Source organism: Microbacterium sp. EB106-03-03-XG65, from assembly GCF_058791955.1.
In genome coordinates, this window is record NZ_JBYTEB010000001.1 from 850,617 (window position 1) to 866,518 (window position 15,902).

The following is a 15,902-nucleotide window of genomic DNA, read 5'->3' on the forward strand; positions in this document are numbered from 1 at the left end:
CGTCACTCGCGCGCACGCCGCATCTCGGCAGCCAGCGCCGCGTTGGTCTGGTCGAACCGTGCCGTGATGTTCTCCCGCACCTCCGGCGACTTGTTCTGGCTCAGCTTCGCGCGCGCATCGAAGCGGTCGACCCGCAGCCTGAGGCCGACGGTTCCCTTCGCCGCACGGCGCGTGCCGGCCTCGTCCTCCGACAGGCTGCGCCCGTGTGGCCGGCCGCTCTCGAAGTGGTCGGTCAGTTGCGAGAGCAGAGCGTAGTTCTCCTCCTCGCTGAGGATCTCAGGGGTGCCGTACAGGTGTGCCGTCACGTGGTTCCAGGTCGGCACGAGGTCACCGGGCGCATAGAGGCTCGGCGACACGTAATCGTGCGGTCCCTGGATGATCACGAGCACCTCATGACGGCCCAGCTCGTGCAGCTGCTCGTCGGGGCGACCGAAGTGACTCGCGATCACGATCTCGTGCTCGTCTTCGATGAGCAGGGCCGGGTAGTGCGAGGCCACCAGTCCTGTGCGGGCGGGCGAAACGAACGTGGCCCACGGATTGCCGCGGATCAGGCGCTTCACCTCGAGCGGGTCGGTCATCAGGTAGCGGGGTGTGTGACGCATCAGAGATCCTCATTCAGGGGTCGGGCGGTCGGGCGGGGAATGATCAGGCGGGAGCGCACGGCGAGTGCGGCGCACAGGATGACGGCGACACCGCCCAGTGCCGTGGACCACCCGATCTGCTCGTGCAGCAGCAGGGCGGCCCAGGTGATGCTCATCACGGGCTGCACGAGCTGGATCTGGCTGACCTGCGCCATGGGGCCGATCGCCAGACCGCGATACCAGGCGAAGAAGCCGAGGAACATGCTGGCCACCGCGAGGTATGCGAACGCGAGCCACTGCACCGGCGTTGCGGTCGGCGGGTCGGCGAATGCAGCGACCAGAGTCAGTGCGAGCATCAGCGGCGCGGCGAGCACGAGCGCCCACGAGACGGTCTGCCACGAGCCGAGCTCGCGCGCGAGCAGCCCACCCTCTGCATAGCCCACCGCCGCCGCGAGCACGGCGGCGAACAGCAGCAGATCGGTCCAGTGGAGTTCACCGAGCCCACCGTTCTGCAGCGACGCGAAGGTCACGGCCGCGGCGGCGCCGAGCCCGGCGAACCACCAGAAGGTTCGTCCGGGACGCTCGCGCGTGCGCAGCACGACCATGGCCGCTGTCGCCGCGGGCAGCAGGCCGATCACCACGGCGCCGTGGCTCGCGGGCGCCGCCGTCATGGCGAACGACGTCAGCAGAGGGAACCCCGCGACCACGCCGCCGGCGACGATCGCGAGCCGCCACCACTGCCTCGAAGTGGGCGGATGCTGGCGTGTGACGGCCAGCGCCAGTGCGGCTAACGCGGCGGCGACGACCGCGCGGCCCGCCCCGATGAACAGCGGCGAGAGGCCGCCGACCGCGATGCGGGTCAGGGGGAGAGTGAACGAGAAGGCCGCGACGCCGAGAAGCCCCCACCAGAGGCCTGCACGCGATAGCGCTAGGCGAGCGGGAGCAATAACGCTACTCTGTTCTCTCATGAGTCAGGATAGCAGCGATCGGATCGCGGGAGAGCTGCGGCGATGGATCGAGTCCGCGCCGCCCGGGGCTCGCGTGCCGTCGAACCGTGCGCTCGTCGCGGAGTACGGCGCGAGTCCTGTCACCGTGCAGAAGGCGATGGCGCGACTCGCCCGCTGGGGCCTCGTCGAGTCCCGACCGGGAGCGGGAACGTTCGTGCGCGCGCAGCGGGCGCCGCGCCCGGCCGACTACGGCTGGCAGACGTCGGCGCTCGGGGCTCCCTCCGCCCGGCTCGCCGGACTCACGTCGACGCAGCGCACCGTGGCGCCGGATGCGATCGGCATGCATTCCGGGTATCCGGCGGTCGATCTGCTGCCGGAGCGGCTCGTCCGCCAGGCGATCACGCGTGCGGCACGCACCTCGTCAGCGCTCACCCGATCGCCCGCCGCCGGGATGCCGGAGCTTCAGGCCTGGTTCGCCGCCGAGCTCGCGGCATCCGCACCGGCGGAAGTCACGCCGGCATCCGCCCGGGACGCGCTCGTGATCGCGGGCAGTCAGAGCGGACTGAGTTCGATCTTCCGCGCTGTCGTCGGCACGGGACAGCCGCTGCTGATCGAGTCGCCCACCTACTGGGGTGCTCTGCTCGCGGCCGAGCAGGCAGGGGTGGTCCTGGTGCCGATTCCCTCCGGTCCGCAGGGGCCCGATCCGGATGCCGTCGAGAGAGCCTTCGTCGAGACCGGCGCTCGCGCGTTCTATGCACAACCCACGTTCGCGAACCCGACCGGTGCCCGATGGCCCGCGTCGACGGGCCTCGCGGTCCTCGAGAGCGTGCGGCGCCACGGTGCCTTCCTCATCGAAGACGACTGGGCGCACGATCTCGCCATCGACGGAGACGCCCGGCCGATCGCCGCCATGGACGACGACGGCCACGTCATCTACCTCCGATCGCTGACCAAGAGCGTCTCGCCCTCGCTGAGGATCGCCGCCGTGATCGTGCGGGGGCCGGCGCGCGAACGCATCCTGGCCGATCGTGCTGCCGAGTCGATGTACGTGAGCGGGGTGCTGCAGGCGGCGGCGCTCGACGTCGTGACCCAGCCCGCGTGGCGGAGCCACTTGCGCGGCTTCCGCGCGCAGTTGAAAGCGCGACGCGATCTGCTGCTCGTGAGCCTCGCCGAGCTTGCGCCGACGGCGATCGTCGAGACGGTGCCGGCCGGCGGCCTCAACCTCTGGGCGCGGCTTCCCGACGGCGCCGATGTCGATGCGGTCGTCCGCGAGTGCGAGTCGCGCGGCCTCGTCATCTCGCCGGGCTTCGAGTGGTTCCCCGCAGAGCCCTCCGCGGAGTACGTGCGCCTCAACTATGCGAACGCCGACCCGTCACGTTTCGCCGAGGCGGCCGGCATCCTCGGCGACGTGCTCGCGGCGTCCTGACGTCAGGTCTCGCGCGGCCCGGGGTCGGGCCTTGGCGTTGTGCGTGAGTTGGCACCTGTTGTCGCTCTATGGCTCGCATTCCGACCACAGGTGCCAACTGAATGGGTGGCGTTGTGCGTGAGTTGGCACCTGTTGTCGGAATGGGCCTCGGGATGCGGCAACAGGTGCCAACTGAACGCCCTCCACCGCTACCCGACAGGCTCCAGCGGCGTCCTGACGTCAGTTCTCGGGCGGCCCCTCAGGGCGGTGCGCCCGCCGTCCCTGCACGACGACCGGGCGTCCGGCGCGTTCCTGCCCGGGCAGCGGACGCGAGCGCCGACCGTAGATGAGCTCCGACGAATCGAGCAGCCACGGCACAAGGGTGATCGAGACTCCGTGCACGAGCATCAGCTGGTTCGCCAGGCGTCGGGCGCGTCGGTTGTGCAGGAAGCTCTCCCACCAATGCCCCACGATGTACTGCGGCAGGTAGACCGTGACGACCGACGAACCGTGCTTCTCGCGGTACTGCGTGATGAACTGCGTCACCGGCTGCGCGAACGACCGATACGGCGACTCGACGATCACGAGAGGGATCGGCACCAGGTGATCGGCCCAGTCCTTCTGCAGCTGGGTGGCATCGTCGGAGGCGACGGCGACATGCACCGCGAGGGTCTTGCCGTGCTTGGCGGCGACCGCGTAGTCGATCGCCTTGACGACAGGCTTCTGCAGCCGGTTGACGAGCACGATGGCGAGGTCGCCGGTCGCGCCGAACTTCGTCGTGTCGTCGATCGCGATCTCGTGCTCGACATCGCGGTAGTACCGCTTGACGCCCAGCATCAGGAACGCCAGCACCGGGATCGCGAAGAACACCAGATACGCGCCGTGCGTGAACTTGGTGATCGTCACGATCAGCAGCACGGCGACGGTCATCGCGGCGCCGACCGAGTTGATGATGAGACCGATCTTTGCGGAACGGCGGTCCGATGCCGAGGCGCCGTCGATCCCGTCGCCGGCCGTGTCCTCGACCGGCCCGCGCAGCACCCGCCGCCAATGCCGCACCATGCCGATCTGCCCCAGCGAGAACGACACGAAGACGCCGATGATGTACAGCTGGATCAGCGTCGTCAGCCTCGCCTGGAACACCACGAGAACCACGATCGCTGCGATGCCGAGCACGATCATGCCGTTCGAGAACACCAGGCGGTCGCCTCGCGTATTGAGCGACTTGGGTGCATAGCCGTCGCGGGCCAGCACCGATCCGAGCAGCGGAAAGCCGTTGAACGCGGTGTTCGCCGCGAGCAGCAGCACGCACGCCGTGGCCGCCTGGATGATGAAGAACAGGATGCTGCCGCCGCCGAACGTCGCCGAAGCGATCTGCGCCATGAGGCTCGGCTGCGGGTTCGAGCAGTCGAACCCGATCAGGTCGCAGGGGTTCTCGGCGTAGTGCACGCCCGAGATCAGGGCGAGAGCGGTGAGTCCCGCGAAGAGGCACGCCGCGATCGAGCCCATCAGCACGAGGGTGGTCTGCGCGTTGCGGACCTTCGGCGCGCGGAACGCCGGCACTCCGTTCGACACGGCCTCGACGCCGGTGAGCGCGGAGCATCCGCTCGAGAACGCGCGCAGGATCAGCAGGATCACGGCCGCCTGTCCGAGGTCCTCGGAGTGCACGGCGAACTCGGCGCTGGAGGCGACGGGCGCGTCTCCGAGGAACGTGCGGAACAGCCCCGTCACGATCATGAAGCCGACCGAGCCGATGAAGACGTAGGTCGGGATGGCGAACACCAACGAGGCCTCGCGCACGCCGCGCAGATTCACGAGGATGATGAGGATCACGAAGCCGACGGCGAGTTCGACGCGCAGCGGGTCGAGGCCGGGAACGGCCGAGATGATGTTGTCGACGCCGGATGCCACCGACACGGCCACGGTCAGCACGTAGTCGACCAGCAGCGCCGCCGCCACGATGACGCCGGGGATCTCGCCGAGGTTCTTCGACGCGACCTCGTAGTCGCCGCCGCCCGAGGGATAGGCCTTGATGAGCTGCCGGTAGCTGAGCACGACGACGATCAGCAGCACGACCACCGCGACCGCCACGATCGGCGTGAACGAGAGGAACGTCAGCCCGCCGATCAGCAGGATCATCACGAGCTCCTGCGGCGCGTAGGCGACCGAGCTCAGCGCATCCGACGCGAAGATCGGCAGAGCCATCTTCTTGGGGAGGAGCTGATCGTCGACCTGCTCGCTCGTCAGAGGGTCGCCGATCAGGATGCGCTTGACGCGAGGCGGGGCGTCGGTGAGATCGCGGGATTCATCTGTCACGTGGGGCGACATTACGCCCGCACACGCATCCCTTACGCGATCCTCACGGAATCCCTACGGGTGGCCGACCCGCCCATACAGAATCCTGACGGCTGCCGACCGGAATGCGTCAGTCCTCGTGGGGGCGAGGCATGTACCACTCCGTGAACGCGGTCGCCCGCCCCTCGGCATCCAGTCGGACGATCCACAGATTCACGTAGTCGCGCTCGGCCGGGTACTTCGTGCGTCCCTCGATCGCCACGAAGTCATCGTCTTCGCGGACGATCCACCACTCGAACGTCCAGGTGCCGGGATCGTCGAGATCCTCGAGCCATCCCGCGACGATGTCCGCACGCCCGACGCGCGGTTCGGCGTCGGGGCTGGTCAGGTAGATGGCGTCGTCGCTGAACAGCGCGGCGATCTGCTGGGGATCGTTCGACTTCCATGCCTCGACGTATGCGGCGGTCCACGTCTCTCCCGGGGTGGTCATGTCCTCCGTTCTAGACCGGGCCTCCGACATCGTCAAGGTGCTCGACTCTCATCGAGGATCCACAGCCACTTCCGATCACAGACGGATAATGTCGACGCATGACGTCCCTCCAGGTCACCGACGACGCGATCCAGCAGACTCGGGAGCTCCGTGACGAGTTCCAGCGTTTCCTGCGCGAATACGAGTTCGGGATGCGTGAGGTCGAGACCAAGATCGGCATCCTGCGCGACGAGTTCACCCACCACCACGCGTACAACCCGATCGAGCACGTGAAGAGTCGGCTCAAGACTCCCGACAGCATCGTCGAGAAGATCGCCCGCAAGGGCATCGCCGAGCCCGACTTCGAGCGCATCCGCTCCGAGATCACCGACATCGCCGGCGTGCGCGTGACGTGCAGCTTCGTCGCCGACGTGTATCGGCTGTTCGACCTGCTCACCGCGCAGGACGACGTGACCGTGCGCACGGTGAAGGACTACATCGCCACCCCGAAGGAGAACGGCTACAAGAGCCTGCACGCGATCATCGAGGTGCCCGTGTTCCTGTCGACCGGGGCGCTCGCGGTGCCGGTCGAGGTGCAGTTCCGCACCATCGCGATGGACTTCTGGGCGAGCCTCGAGCACAAGATCTATTACAAGTTCTCGAATCAGGTGCCCTCGCACCTCGTCGAGAGCCTGACGGATGCCGCCGAGGCGGCCGCCGAACTCGACAACCGCATGGAGCGCCTGCATCGCGAGGCCCACGGCGTGCCGCAGCGGCAGCTGGCTCCGCCTCCGCCGCCGCACATCGTGCAGGTCTGAGCCGCACTTCGCGTGCGTCCACGGCGCAGCAGCTCGGCGCGGCTTGCGCGAGCATCCGCACCCTGACAGCATCAGCAGGTGGTCAGAACAGCAGAATCCCGGTCTCTCGACGCCGATCAGGCGGTCGATCTCGACGAACTCGCGGGCCTCGACCGCGGGCGGCAGCGCTGTGAGTGCGACCACGGCGACGACGAGGCCTATGCCGCGTGCGGTCGCAAGGCCAAATGGCGCGTGTCGATCGACTGCGACTGCGGTGAGAACCACCCGCGCACCGTCGAGATCCTGTGCTCGCGATGCCTGCGCACGCTGCGGCAGTCACAGGGGGCCGACACGATCACGGCGCGACCTCTCTGACCCCCGTGCCCCACCGCTCCATCCGATCGCCCCGCCGCTCCGAACAACCCCCGACCACAGTGTCGCGGCGAACGAGGAGCACAGCATGTCACAGCACGCAGAGCCACGCGGCAAGGGACGCCGATTCATCTTCTGGGCAGCCCTCGCGGGCCTGATCAGCGGTGCGGTCTTCCTCGCCGCCGCAGAGCTCTTCGCTCTGATCTTCGCGCGATCGGCGAGTCCGATCCTGGCGGTCGGCGGGTTCGTGATCGACATCGTGCCGCAGCCGTTCAAGGAGTTCGCGATCGCCACGTTCGGCGAATACGACAAGATCGCGCTGCTCGCGGGTCTCGGCCTGGCGGTCGTGATCGCGTCGGCGATCGGCGGCATCCTGCAGCTCGTGCGCCCGCCGCTGGGAGTCATCGCTCTGGTCATCGCGGGTGCGCTCTCGACCGCGGCCATCGTGACGCGGGCCGGTGTGACGCCGCTCGCGTTCCTTCCTCCCGTACTCGGCACCATCGCAGGCTCCGTCATCATGGTGCTGCTGATCCGTCGTCTCAGCGCATGGCGCGCGTCGGTCGCGTCGGTCCGTGCGGACCATGTCGACGCTGCGGATGCCACCGCTGATGCCGCCGCTGGTGCCGGTGCTACTGCGGATGCGAATGCGGATGCTGGTGCGACCACGGTCGTGAAGCCGATCGGCCGCAGGCAGTTCTTCCTCCTGGCGGGACTCGCCGGTGCCTCGGCCGTGATCGTCGGCGTCGCCTCGCGCGCCGTGAGCATGACCGTCGGCTCCGTGGCGACGATCCGTGAGGCGCTCAAGCTGCCTGCGCCGAAGTCGACCGTGACCGTTCCGCAGGGTGCCGAGCTCGACATCCCGGGTCTCAGCACGCTGTTCACGCCGAACAAGGACTTCTACCGCGTCGACACCGCTCTGACGGTGCCCACGATCGACCCCTCCACCTGGCGTCTCGTGATCGACGGCATGGTCGACGAGCGGGTCGAGCTGAGCTTCCAGGACATCCTCGACATGGGCGTGGATGAATACGCGATCACTCTGACCTGCGTGTCGAACGAGGTGGGAGGCGAGCTCGTGGGCAACGCCATGTGGCTCGGGGTGCCGCTGCGCGACGTGCTGAAGAAGGCGGGCGTGAAGTCCGGCGCCGACATGGTGCTGTCGAAGAGCATCGACGGCTACACGGCGAGCACTCCGCTCTCTGCGCTGACGGACGACAACCTCGACGCGATCCTGGCGGTCGGCATGAACGGCGAGCCGCTGCCGCTCGAGCACGGGTTCCCTGTGCGCATGGTGGTGCCGGGACTCTACGGATACGTGTCGGCGACCAAGTGGCTCACCGAGCTCAAGGTCACCACGTTCGAGAAGGACGAGGCGTATTGGACGCCCCGCGGCTACAGCGCCGAGGCGCCTATCAAGTTCTCGTCGCGCATCGACACGCCCAAACTCGGCTCTGCCGTCGATGCCGGGCGCATCCCGATCGCCGGTGTCGCCTGGGCGCAGTCGGTGGGCATCGAGCGCGTCGAGGTGAAGATCGACGAGGGCGATTGGGCGCCCGCGACGCTCTCGGCCCCGATCAATGAAGACACCTGGGTGCAGTGGTTCCTCGAATGGGACGCGACTCCCGGCACGCACTACGTGGCCGTGCGAGCGATCAACAAGAACGGCGACATGCAGATCGAGGAGCGCGCAGCCATCGCGCCGAACGGATCGTCGGGCTGGCAGCGCTCGCTCGTGCGCGTCAACTGACCCGTGCGCGACGGCAGACCCGTGCGCCTCGACGCGGCGCGCCCTAGGGTGGAGCCATGACGTCGCTGCCCGCCTGTGTGATCACCGTGTCGGATCGATCATTCGCGGGGGAGCGCGAGGATCGCGGCGGTCCGATCGCCGTGGGACTGCTGCGGGATGCCGGGTGGCACTGCCCGGATGCCGAGGTGATCCCCGACGGCGTCGACTCCGTCGCGGATGCGCTGCGCCGGGCCGTCGCGCGAGGCGTGCGCCTGATCATCACGACGGGAGGCACGGGGGTCGCGCCGCGTGACCACACCCCGGAGGGAACCCGCAAGGTCATCACGCGCGAGGTTCCGGGGATCGCCGAGGAACTGCGACGATCCGGTCTCGCCGACACCCCGCTGTCGATCCTGTCGCGCGGCATCGCGGGCGTCGTGGATCCCGCCGGCGCCCTGATCGTCAACCTCCCGGGCTCCACCAGGGCCGTCTCGTCGGGAGTGCCGGTCGTGCTCACCGTGGCGCGACATGTCGTGGACCAGACCGATGGAGGAGACCACTGATGAACGACGTGCGGATCGCTGCGATCTCGGAACAGAAGCTCGACCTCGAGCAACACCTCGCCGCGGTCGATGACCCTGCGCTCGGCGGAGTGACGACCTTCATCGGCCGAGTGCGCGACAACGACCCCGATGCGCAGACTCCCGTGGTCGGCCTCGAATACAGCGCGCATCCGGATGCCGAGGCCGCACTGCGGCGCATCGCCGAGCAGGCGGCGGGCGATGCGGTCGGCGAGCACCGCGTGGTCGTGGCGGTGAGCCATCGCATCGGTCACCTCGACGTGGGCGATGCGGCGGTCGTCATCGCGGTCGCGGCTGAGCACCGCGCCGAGGCATTCGCGGTGTGCCGTGCGGTGATCGAAGACATCAAGAGCGAGCTTCCCGTGTGGAAGCGCCAGCTCGAGTCCGACGGCACGACCGCGTGGAAGGGCATCGGCGGCTGATCGGCGACCCGGGATCCGGCGTGCCTCGCGAGATCCGGTCAACCGCGCGAGGTGCGGATGCTTCGGGCCCAGCGGTCCGGGTCTGGCGCGGTTGACCGGATCTGGCGCGGCCGGCCCGCGGCATCCGGCGTCCGGACTCCGGCCCCCGGGATCCGGCGACCGGGATCCGGCGTGCCTCGCGAGATCCGGTTAACCGCGCGAGGTGCGGATGCTTCGGGCTCAGTGGTCCGGGTCTGGCGCGGTTGACCGGATCTGGGGCGGTCGGGATCCGGGATCCGGGATCTGGCACCCGGCCTCCGGTGCCCGGCGTGCCTCGCGAGATCCGGTCGACCGCGCGAGGTGCGGATGCTTCGGGCTCAGCGGTCCGGATCTGGCGCGGTTGACCGGATCTGGGGCGGGGGAGACGGAGGCCGGCCCCGGCGTCAGCCCCCCGCGAAGGGCGGCAAGACATCGATGAGCTGGGCGTCGGCGAGCGAGCGGTCGTCGTCGCTGCGTACGCCGTCGACCATCACGGCGCATCGCGGCAAGATGTCGGCGAGTGCCGGATGCTCGGCTACGACCGCCGCGCGAAACTGTGCGAGCGTGCTCTCGCCGCGCTCCTCGGCATCCCGTCCCGCAGCCTCGGCCGCGGCGGCGAAGTAGCGCACGCGGGTCATCGCGTCTCTCCCTCGCGCACCCAGTCGCCCGAGCGCCCGCCCGACTTGGCGACGATGCGCACGTCTTCGATCACGACCGAGCGGTCGAGGCCCTTGATCATGTCGACGATCGCGAGCGCGCTCACCGACACCGCTGTGAGCGCCTCCATCTCGACGCCGGTGCGGTCGGCGGTGCCGACCGTCGCTTCGACGTGCACGCCGTCGTCGACGATGTCGAGCTCGACGTTCGCCCGGTGCACACCGATCACGTGAGCGAGGGGCAGCAGAGTCGGCGTCGACTTGGCGGCCTGGATGCCGGCGATGCGGGCGACCGCCAGCACATCGCCCTTCGGGGCAGTGCCGTCGCGCAGGGCGGCGATCACGTCGGTGCTGCACCGCACGAAACCGCGAGCCGTGGCGGTGCGGACGGTCGGCTGCTTGCCGGTCACGTCGACCATGCGGGCATGGCCGGCCGAATCGAGATGCGTGAAGGTCATTCGACCAGCATGACATCGATCGCATCGCCTACGGCGACGGCGTCGACCTCGGCCGGCACGACTGCGAAGGCCCGGGCGCGGGCGAGACCTCCTGCGAGGTGCGAGCCCGATCCGCCGCCGGTCGCAGGGCGCACGGTGCGCGCGACGAGATCGACGACGGCGGGGAGGTACTGTCGACGACCGGGCGGGGGCGTCCACGCGGCATCCGCGGTGAAGGAAGCGCGCGGGCGGTGGATCTGAGTGCGGCCCTGCAGGGCGAGCAGTGCAGGACGGACGAACACCTCGAACGACACCGCCACGCTCACCGGGTTGCCGGGGAGACCGAACACCAGGGTGCCGGAGTCCAGAACGCCGAACGCCTGGGGCTTGCCGGGCTGCATCGCGACGCTCGCGAACTCGACCTGGCCACGTCCGTCGAAGGCGCCGCGCACCGGCTCGTACGCCCCCGCGCTCACACCGCCCGTGAACACGATCACGTCGGCGCCGCGCTCGATCGTCGACTCGGTGACGGCGCGCACGGCATCCGCATCATCGGCGACCCGGGCGACGAGCACGACCTCGGCATCCGCATCCGCCACGAGCAGCTCGAGCAGCGGTCCGTTCGAATCCGGGATGCGCCCGCGCGTGACCGGCTCCCCGGGGGCCAGCAGCTCGCTGCCCGTCGACACCACGGCCACCCGTGGTGCGCGCGTCACCGATACGCGGTGCACGCCGGCGGCGACGGCGGCCGAGAGCTGGAAGGCGCCGAGCCGCTCGCCGGCGAGCACCACGGCATCCCCTGCCCGCAGGTCAGCGCCACGGCGGCGGATGAACGCTCCGGATGCCGTGGGCGCGCGCAGCACCCGCACGTCGCCGAGTGAGTCGGCGAGACCGCCCGCCGTGTCTTCGAAAGGCACGATCGCCTCGGCCGCGCTCGGTGCCGGCGATCCGGTCATGATGCGAGCTGTCTCGCCCGGCCCCAGAGGCGGATCGTCCGATGTGCCCGCGGGCAGATCCGCCACGACACGCAGCACGACGGGGTTCTCGGCGGACGCCGCCTCGACGTCGGCGAATCGCACGGCGAATCCGTCCATCGCGGAATTGTCGAAGAGCGGGATGTCGTGGGCAGCCGTCGCGGGCTGCGCGAGGGTCCGCTCGGCGGCGCCGCGGATCGCGCGGATCTCGGCCGGCAGCGGGTGCACGGCATCCAGTACGCGGGCGAGCTGATCCTCGACCGACCGCCGTCCGCCGCCTGCGGCGCTCATGCCGCCACCGCCGATCGGATCGCGATCTCGTGCTGTCGAGCCGACAGGCCGTCGATCATGGCGAGCCGGCCGAGCAACGGGTCTCCCGCGCCGGTGATGAGCTTCACGACCTCGCCGGCCAGCATCCCGCCGATCTGCACGCACAGCGCTCCGAGCACACCGACCTGCGCACAGCTGGGTGGCTCCCCCTCGGTGCCGAGGGGGAACAGGTCGGTCAGAACGACCGGTGCGTGGCCCTCGGGCGGAGCCGACCAGAACACCGTGGCCTGCCCGTGCCACTCCTGCACGGCGCCCCAGACCAGGGGGATGCCGAGGGCCTCGGTCGCCGCCGCGACGTCGCGACGGGTGGCGAACGAGTCGCTGGTGTCGACCACGATGTCGGCTCCGGCGAACAGGCGCTCGGCGTTCTCGGAGTCGAGTCGCTCGGCCTCGGCGGTGACGACGGCTCCCGGCGAGAGCGCCAAAATCGCGCGCTCGGCCGAGGCGGTCTTGGGGCGGCCGATGTCTTCGACCCGGTGGGCCAGCTGACGCTGCAGATTGGTGAGCTCGACGATGTCGTCGTCGATCACCGAGATGATGCCGATGCCGGCCGCCGCCAGCGCGAGAAGCACGGGAGAGCCGAGCCCACCGGCGCCGACCACCGCGACATGGGCGGCGGCGAGTCGACGCTGACCCTCTTCGCCGATTCCGGCGAGCACGGCATGCCTGGCGGTGCGGACCAGCTCCGCAGGGTCGAGTGAGGGGGCGGGGTCGACGAGCGGCTGCATGGCACCAGGCTATGCCGGGTCGGGGCACCAGAGGCGGTCTCGGGGACGTGCGGTCAAACCGCGCCGCAAGTGCGGTTGTTTATGCGTCATTAATCCGCGTCTGCGGTAGCATTCTCGAATGCAGTCCTATCGAATATCTCGCGCCGCCCAGTTGCTCGGGGTGAGTGACGACACGGTGCGCCGGTGGGTCGAACAGGGCCTGCTGCCGACGACGGATGCCGTACCCGCCGAGATCCCGGGCGACGCCTTGGCCGCACGCGCCGTCGAGCTCGCGGCAGAGGCGCAGGAGTCGGATCACGTTCTCTCGAGTGCCCGCAACCGGTTCGTGGGAATCGTCACCCGCGTGCAGATCGACGGGGTCATGGCGCAGGTCGACGTGCAGTCCGGGCCCCACCGCGTCGTCTCTCTCATGTCGGCCGAGGCCGCTCGCGAGCTGGGCCTCGAAGCGGGATCGCTCGCCACCGCATCCGTCAAGGCGACCAACGTCGCGGTCGAAGTTCCGAAGGGCTGACTGATGATCCGTACTCTCCGCCGCGCCACCGCAGTCCTGGCGACCGCCGCGGCGCTCGCCCTCACCGGGTGCGCTGCCGGTGCAGAGTCGCCGGATCCTGCTGGCAATGGCGGTACGCCCGACAACTCGGTGAGCGGTGAACTCACGGTGTACGCCGCCGCGTCGCTGTCTGCAGCGTTCGACGAGATCGGTGCGGCGTTCAGCGAGGCGAACCCCGACGTGGATTTCAGCGGCGTCTACGACGGTTCGTCGACCCTGGTGACTCAGCTGCTCGAGGGCGCCCCGGCCGACGTGTTCGCCTCGGCCGACGAGTCGAACATGGGAAAGCTCGAGGATGCCGCGGTCGACCCGACCCTGTTCGCGTCGAACACTCTCGTGATCGCGGTTCCTGCGGGCAACCCCGGCGGCGTCGAGACCCTTGCCGATCTGGCCGACGTCACCAGCGTGCTGTGTGCACCCGAGGTGCCGTGCGGTGCGGCGTCCGCGACGCTGCTGTCGAACGCGGGCGTCACGGTCGACGCCGCGAGCCTCGAGCAGAACGTCACCGCGGTGCTGACCAAGGTCGCCGCCGATGAAGCAGACGCCGGCCTCGTCTACGCGACCGACGTGGTGGGCCGTGACGATGTCGAAATCATCGTGCCCGACGGTGCAGACGACGTCGTGAACCACTATCCGATCGCCGCACTGTCAGAGGCGTCGAACCCGGTGGCCGCCGAGGCGTTCGTCGCCTTCGTGCTGTCCGACCGGGTCCAGAGCATCCTCTCCGAACACGGCTTCGGCGCCCCGTGAGCGACGCTCGAGCCCAGGGCTACGCGCCGCGCGCGCTGGCGATCCCCGCGGCGATCGGCCTGGCGTTCCTCATCCTGCCGCTCGCGGCTCTGGTCGCGCGCGTCGAATGGTCGACCTTCGTGGCGGATGTGACCTCAGATGCCGCGCGTTCGGCGCTGCTCCTGTCGCTCGGCACCGGGCTCGTCGCGACTCTGCTGTGCATCGTGATCGGCGTTCCGCTCGCGCTGACGATCGCCCGCTCGGGCCCTCGCCTCGCGGCCGTGCTCCGGGCCGCCGTCACGATTCCACTGGTGTTGCCTCCCATGGTCGGCGGTGTCGCGCTGCTCTATCTGTTCGGGCGGGCGGGGTGGTTCGGTGGGTTGGGGCTCTCGTTCAGCACTCCCGCCGTCGTGCTCGCCCAGACGTTCGTGGCGCTGCCCTTCCTCGTGCTCGCGGTCGAAGGTGCCGTGCGCACCACGGGGGTGGAGTATGAACGCACGGCGGCCGCACTCGGTGCCGGACGCTGGACCATCCTGCGACGCATCACCCTTCCGCTCGCCGCCCCCGGCCTCGTCGCGGGAGTGGTGCTGTGCTTTGCGCGCGCGATCGGCGAGTTCGGTGCCACCGCGCTCTTCGCGGGCAACCGCCCCGGCGTCACGCAGACCATGCCGCTGGCGATATACACGGCCTTCAATGGGGCGGGCGTGACGCAGGGAGCTGCCGTCGCGCTCGCTCTGGTTCTGCTGGCGACGGCGATCGTGGTGCTGCTGCTCGTTCGCGGGTGGCGCCCCGGGGTAGGACGATGACCGGCGGCACGGGGCTGCGAGCGCACGTCGTGGTGCCGCGAGAGCACTTCACGGTCGACGCGACCCTGCGGGTGGGTGCGGGTGAGACGGTCGCGGTCATGGGGCCGAGCGGGGCCGGCAAGTCGACGCTGCTGCAGGCGCTCGCCGGCCTCGAGCCGCTGCACGGGGGAGAGATCGCGGTCGACGGGCGGATCGTCGACCGGGTCGCCTCGCCCCGCGTGCGCACAGAGCCGATGCGGCGGGGCATCGTGCTGCTCGGGCAGAAGCCGCGCCTGTTCCCGCACCTGTCGGCGTGCGAGAACGTCGCCTTCGGGCCCCGCGCGGCAGGTGCCGAGGCGCGGGCCGCGCGAAGGGACGCCGAAGACTGGCTCGAACGGGTCGGGCTGCCCGGCGCGGGTGTGCGCATGCCGCATGAGCTCTCGGGCGGCGAGCAGCAGCGCGTCGCGGTGGCACGCGCACTCGCCGCATCGCCCCGGGTCGTGCTGCTCGACGAGCCGCTCGTCGCGCTCGATCCCGACACCGCCGGAGACATCAGGCGGATGCTGCGCGATCAGCTCGTGTCGACCACCACGGTCGCGGTGACGCATGACGCCGCGGATGCCGTGGCTTTGGCCGACCGGCTGATCGTGGTCGAGCGGGGTGCGGTCGTGCAGGAAGGGCCGGTGCGCGAGGTGCTCGCCGCACCGGCATCCGGTTTCGTCGCGTCGATCGCCGAGGTGAATCGGCTTCTCGGGGTCGCCAGCGGGGGAGCGTGGCGCCACGGGGAGGTGCGGCTGAGCAGCGCGGATCCTGCCTCGCGTGCGCTCGCGGCGACGGAAGGGGCCGCGCTCGCAGCGGTGTTCCGTCCGGGGGATGTCCGCCTCGCCGACGCGAGTGCGGGAGTGAACACATGGGCGGCCGTGGCGACCCGGATCGAACCGACGATCGCCGGGGTGCGTCTGCACACGGATTCGGGTGCGGTCGACCTGCCGCTCACCGGTGCCCGGACCTTCGCCGTCGGCGACAGCATCCGGCTGAGGGTCGATCCGGACGTCGTGCGATTCGTCGCGATTCTCTGAACGCGTCCGATGGCTGTCAGT

18 protein-coding genes are annotated in these 15,902 nt (G+C 69.8%); 10 read left to right on the top strand and 8 right to left on the bottom strand.

The window, feature by feature from the left end; all coding sequences use genetic code 11:
• Window positions 1-2 precede the first annotated feature (2 nt).
• Both AC3WS6_RS04065 and AC3WS6_RS04070 read right to left on the bottom strand, forming a co-directional pair.
• Window positions 3-602, bottom strand: a complete 600-nt coding sequence (locus tag AC3WS6_RS04065) for an FMN-binding negative transcriptional regulator (protein ID WP_492499789.1) — start codon at window positions 600-602, stop codon at window positions 3-5.
• Window positions 602-1,549 (bottom strand): DMT family transporter, encoded by a 948-nt coding sequence (locus AC3WS6_RS04070; RefSeq protein WP_492499790.1) that lies wholly within the window; start codon window positions 1,547-1,549, stop codon window positions 602-604. Before AC3WS6_RS04070 ends, AC3WS6_RS04065 begins: the two co-directional genes overlap by 1 nt.
• Here AC3WS6_RS04070 and AC3WS6_RS04075 point away from each other — a divergent pair.
• Window positions 1,548-2,954: an aminotransferase-like domain-containing protein gene (locus AC3WS6_RS04075; RefSeq protein WP_492499791.1), complete on the top strand. Its 1,407-nt coding sequence runs from the start codon at window positions 1,548-1,550 to the stop codon at window positions 2,952-2,954. The genes AC3WS6_RS04070 and AC3WS6_RS04075 overlap by 2 nt on opposite strands.
• A gap of 219 nt (window positions 2,955-3,173) precedes the next feature.
• Here the strand turns inward: AC3WS6_RS04075 and AC3WS6_RS04080 are convergent, their stop codons facing one another.
• Together AC3WS6_RS04080 and AC3WS6_RS04085 are read right to left on the bottom strand one after the other, a co-directional pair.
• Window positions 3,174-5,261: an APC family permease gene (locus tag AC3WS6_RS04080; RefSeq protein WP_492499792.1), complete on the bottom strand. Its 2,088-nt coding sequence runs from the start codon at window positions 5,259-5,261 to the stop codon at window positions 3,174-3,176.
• Window positions 5,262-5,358: 97 nt separating this feature from the next.
• Window positions 5,359-5,718: a nuclear transport factor 2 family protein gene (locus AC3WS6_RS04085; protein WP_492499793.1), complete on the bottom strand. Its 360-nt coding sequence runs from the start codon at window positions 5,716-5,718 to the stop codon at window positions 5,359-5,361.
• A 98-nt stretch (window positions 5,719-5,816) separates the two neighbouring features.
• Between AC3WS6_RS04085 and AC3WS6_RS04090 the strand changes: the two genes are divergently transcribed.
• From AC3WS6_RS04090 to AC3WS6_RS04110, 5 genes are all read left to right on the top strand, one after another.
• The gene (locus AC3WS6_RS04090) at window positions 5,817-6,515 is read left to right on the top strand and encodes a GTP pyrophosphokinase (protein ID WP_492499794.1); all 699 of its coding nucleotides are present in this window, start codon (window positions 5,817-5,819) and stop codon (window positions 6,513-6,515) included.
• 78 nt (window positions 6,516-6,593) lie between these two features.
• On the top strand, window positions 6,594-6,869 hold the full coding sequence (locus AC3WS6_RS04095; RefSeq protein WP_492499795.1) for a hypothetical protein: 276 nt from the start codon (window positions 6,594-6,596) through the stop codon (window positions 6,867-6,869).
• 85 nt (window positions 6,870-6,954) lie between these two features.
• Window positions 6,955-8,613 (top strand): molybdopterin-dependent oxidoreductase, encoded by a 1,659-nt coding sequence (locus AC3WS6_RS04100; protein WP_492499796.1) that lies wholly within the window; start codon window positions 6,955-6,957, stop codon window positions 8,611-8,613.
• 56 nt (window positions 8,614-8,669) lie between these two features.
• Window positions 8,670-9,155, top strand: a complete 486-nt coding sequence (locus AC3WS6_RS04105) for a MogA/MoaB family molybdenum cofactor biosynthesis protein (RefSeq protein WP_492499797.1) — start codon at window positions 8,670-8,672, stop codon at window positions 9,153-9,155.
• The gene (locus tag AC3WS6_RS04110) at window positions 9,155-9,595 is read left to right on the top strand and encodes a molybdenum cofactor biosynthesis protein MoaE (RefSeq protein ID WP_492499798.1); all 441 of its coding nucleotides are present in this window, start codon (window positions 9,155-9,157) and stop codon (window positions 9,593-9,595) included. Before AC3WS6_RS04105 ends, AC3WS6_RS04110 begins: the two co-directional genes overlap by 1 nt.
• Before the next feature lie 422 nt (window positions 9,596-10,017).
• Here the strand turns inward: AC3WS6_RS04110 and AC3WS6_RS04115 are convergent, their stop codons facing one another.
• From AC3WS6_RS04115 to AC3WS6_RS04130, 4 genes are read right to left on the bottom strand one after another with little or no spacing between them, the layout of a single operon-like run.
• Complete coding sequence (locus tag AC3WS6_RS04115) at window positions 10,018-10,251, bottom strand: MoaD/ThiS family protein (RefSeq protein ID WP_492499799.1); 234 nt, start codon at window positions 10,249-10,251, stop codon at window positions 10,018-10,020.
• Window positions 10,248-10,727 (bottom strand): cyclic pyranopterin monophosphate synthase MoaC, encoded by a 480-nt coding sequence (gene moaC, locus AC3WS6_RS04120; protein ID WP_492499800.1) that lies wholly within the window; start codon window positions 10,725-10,727, stop codon window positions 10,248-10,250. The genes AC3WS6_RS04115 and moaC overlap by 4 nt, the downstream gene beginning before the upstream one ends.
• A complete protein-coding gene (locus AC3WS6_RS04125; RefSeq protein WP_492499801.1) occupies window positions 10,724-11,971 on the bottom strand; it encodes a molybdopterin molybdotransferase MoeA in 1,248 nt (415 codons plus the stop codon). The genes moaC and AC3WS6_RS04125 overlap by 4 nt, the downstream gene beginning before the upstream one ends.
• On the bottom strand, window positions 11,968-12,738 hold the full coding sequence (locus AC3WS6_RS04130; RefSeq protein ID WP_492499802.1) for a HesA/MoeB/ThiF family protein: 771 nt from the start codon (window positions 12,736-12,738) through the stop codon (window positions 11,968-11,970). Before AC3WS6_RS04130 ends, AC3WS6_RS04125 begins: the two co-directional genes overlap by 4 nt.
• Window positions 12,739-12,856: 118 nt before the next feature.
• Here AC3WS6_RS04130 and AC3WS6_RS04135 point away from each other — a divergent pair, with 118 nt between their 5' ends.
• From AC3WS6_RS04135 to AC3WS6_RS04150, 4 genes are read left to right on the top strand one after another with little or no spacing between them, the layout of a single operon-like run.
• A complete protein-coding gene (locus tag AC3WS6_RS04135; protein WP_492499803.1) occupies window positions 12,857-13,249 on the top strand; it encodes a TOBE domain-containing protein in 393 nt (130 codons plus the stop codon).
• 3 nt (window positions 13,250-13,252) lie between these two features.
• Window positions 13,253-14,038: a molybdate ABC transporter substrate-binding protein gene (gene modA, locus AC3WS6_RS04140; RefSeq protein ID WP_492499804.1), complete on the top strand. Its 786-nt coding sequence runs from the start codon at window positions 13,253-13,255 to the stop codon at window positions 14,036-14,038.
• On the top strand, window positions 14,035-14,823 hold the full coding sequence (modB, locus tag AC3WS6_RS04145) for a molybdate ABC transporter permease subunit (protein ID WP_492499805.1): 789 nt from the start codon (window positions 14,035-14,037) through the stop codon (window positions 14,821-14,823). Before modA ends, modB begins: the two co-directional genes overlap by 4 nt.
• Window positions 14,820-15,881 carry an ATP-binding cassette domain-containing protein gene (locus AC3WS6_RS04150; RefSeq protein WP_492499806.1) on the top strand — a complete coding sequence of 354 codons (1,062 nt, stop codon included), beginning with the start codon at window positions 14,820-14,822 and terminating at the stop codon, window positions 15,879-15,881. Before modB ends, AC3WS6_RS04150 begins: the two co-directional genes overlap by 4 nt.
• Window positions 15,882-15,902: the final 21 nt, after the last annotated feature.

What these genes read in the sequence shown, in the direction of transcription:
- AC3WS6_RS04065 (WP_492499789.1), bottom strand. Translation starts at nt 602, where the DNA reads ATGCGTCACACACCCCGCTACCTGATGACCGACCCGCTCGAGGTGAAG.
- AC3WS6_RS04075 (WP_492499791.1), top strand. Translation starts at nt 1,548, where the DNA reads ATGAGTCAGGATAGCAGCGATCGGATCGCGGGAGAGCTGCGGCGATGG.
- AC3WS6_RS04070 (WP_492499790.1), bottom strand. Translation starts at nt 1,549, where the DNA reads ATGAGAGAACAGAGTAGCGTTATTGCTCCCGCTCGCCTAGCGCTATCG.
- AC3WS6_RS04080 (WP_492499792.1), bottom strand. Translation starts at nt 5,261, where the DNA reads ATGTCGCCCCACGTGACAGATGAATCCCGCGATCTCACCGACGCCCCG.
- AC3WS6_RS04085 (WP_492499793.1), bottom strand. Translation starts at nt 5,718, where the DNA reads ATGACCACCCCGGGAGAGACGTGGACCGCCGCATACGTCGAGGCATGG.
- AC3WS6_RS04090 (WP_492499794.1), top strand. Translation starts at nt 5,817, where the DNA reads ATGACGTCCCTCCAGGTCACCGACGACGCGATCCAGCAGACTCGGGAG.
- AC3WS6_RS04100 (WP_492499796.1), top strand. Translation starts at nt 6,955, where the DNA reads ATGTCACAGCACGCAGAGCCACGCGGCAAGGGACGCCGATTCATCTTC.
- AC3WS6_RS04105 (WP_492499797.1), top strand. Translation starts at nt 8,670, where the DNA reads ATGACGTCGCTGCCCGCCTGTGTGATCACCGTGTCGGATCGATCATTC.
- AC3WS6_RS04110 (WP_492499798.1), top strand. Translation starts at nt 9,155, where the DNA reads ATGAACGACGTGCGGATCGCTGCGATCTCGGAACAGAAGCTCGACCTC.
- AC3WS6_RS04115 (WP_492499799.1), bottom strand. Translation starts at nt 10,251, where the DNA reads ATGACCCGCGTGCGCTACTTCGCCGCCGCGGCCGAGGCTGCGGGACGG.
- moaC (WP_492499800.1), bottom strand. Translation starts at nt 10,727, where the DNA reads ATGACCTTCACGCATCTCGATTCGGCCGGCCATGCCCGCATGGTCGAC.
- AC3WS6_RS04125 (WP_492499801.1), bottom strand. Translation starts at nt 11,971, where the DNA reads ATGAGCGCCGCAGGCGGCGGACGGCGGTCGGTCGAGGATCAGCTCGCC.
- AC3WS6_RS04130 (WP_492499802.1), bottom strand. Translation starts at nt 12,738, where the DNA reads ATGCAGCCGCTCGTCGACCCCGCCCCCTCACTCGACCCTGCGGAGCTG.
- AC3WS6_RS04135 (WP_492499803.1), top strand. Translation starts at nt 12,857, where the DNA reads ATGCAGTCCTATCGAATATCTCGCGCCGCCCAGTTGCTCGGGGTGAGT.
- modA (WP_492499804.1), top strand. Translation starts at nt 13,253, where the DNA reads ATGATCCGTACTCTCCGCCGCGCCACCGCAGTCCTGGCGACCGCCGCG.
- AC3WS6_RS04150 (WP_492499806.1), top strand. Translation starts at nt 14,820, where the DNA reads ATGACCGGCGGCACGGGGCTGCGAGCGCACGTCGTGGTGCCGCGAGAG.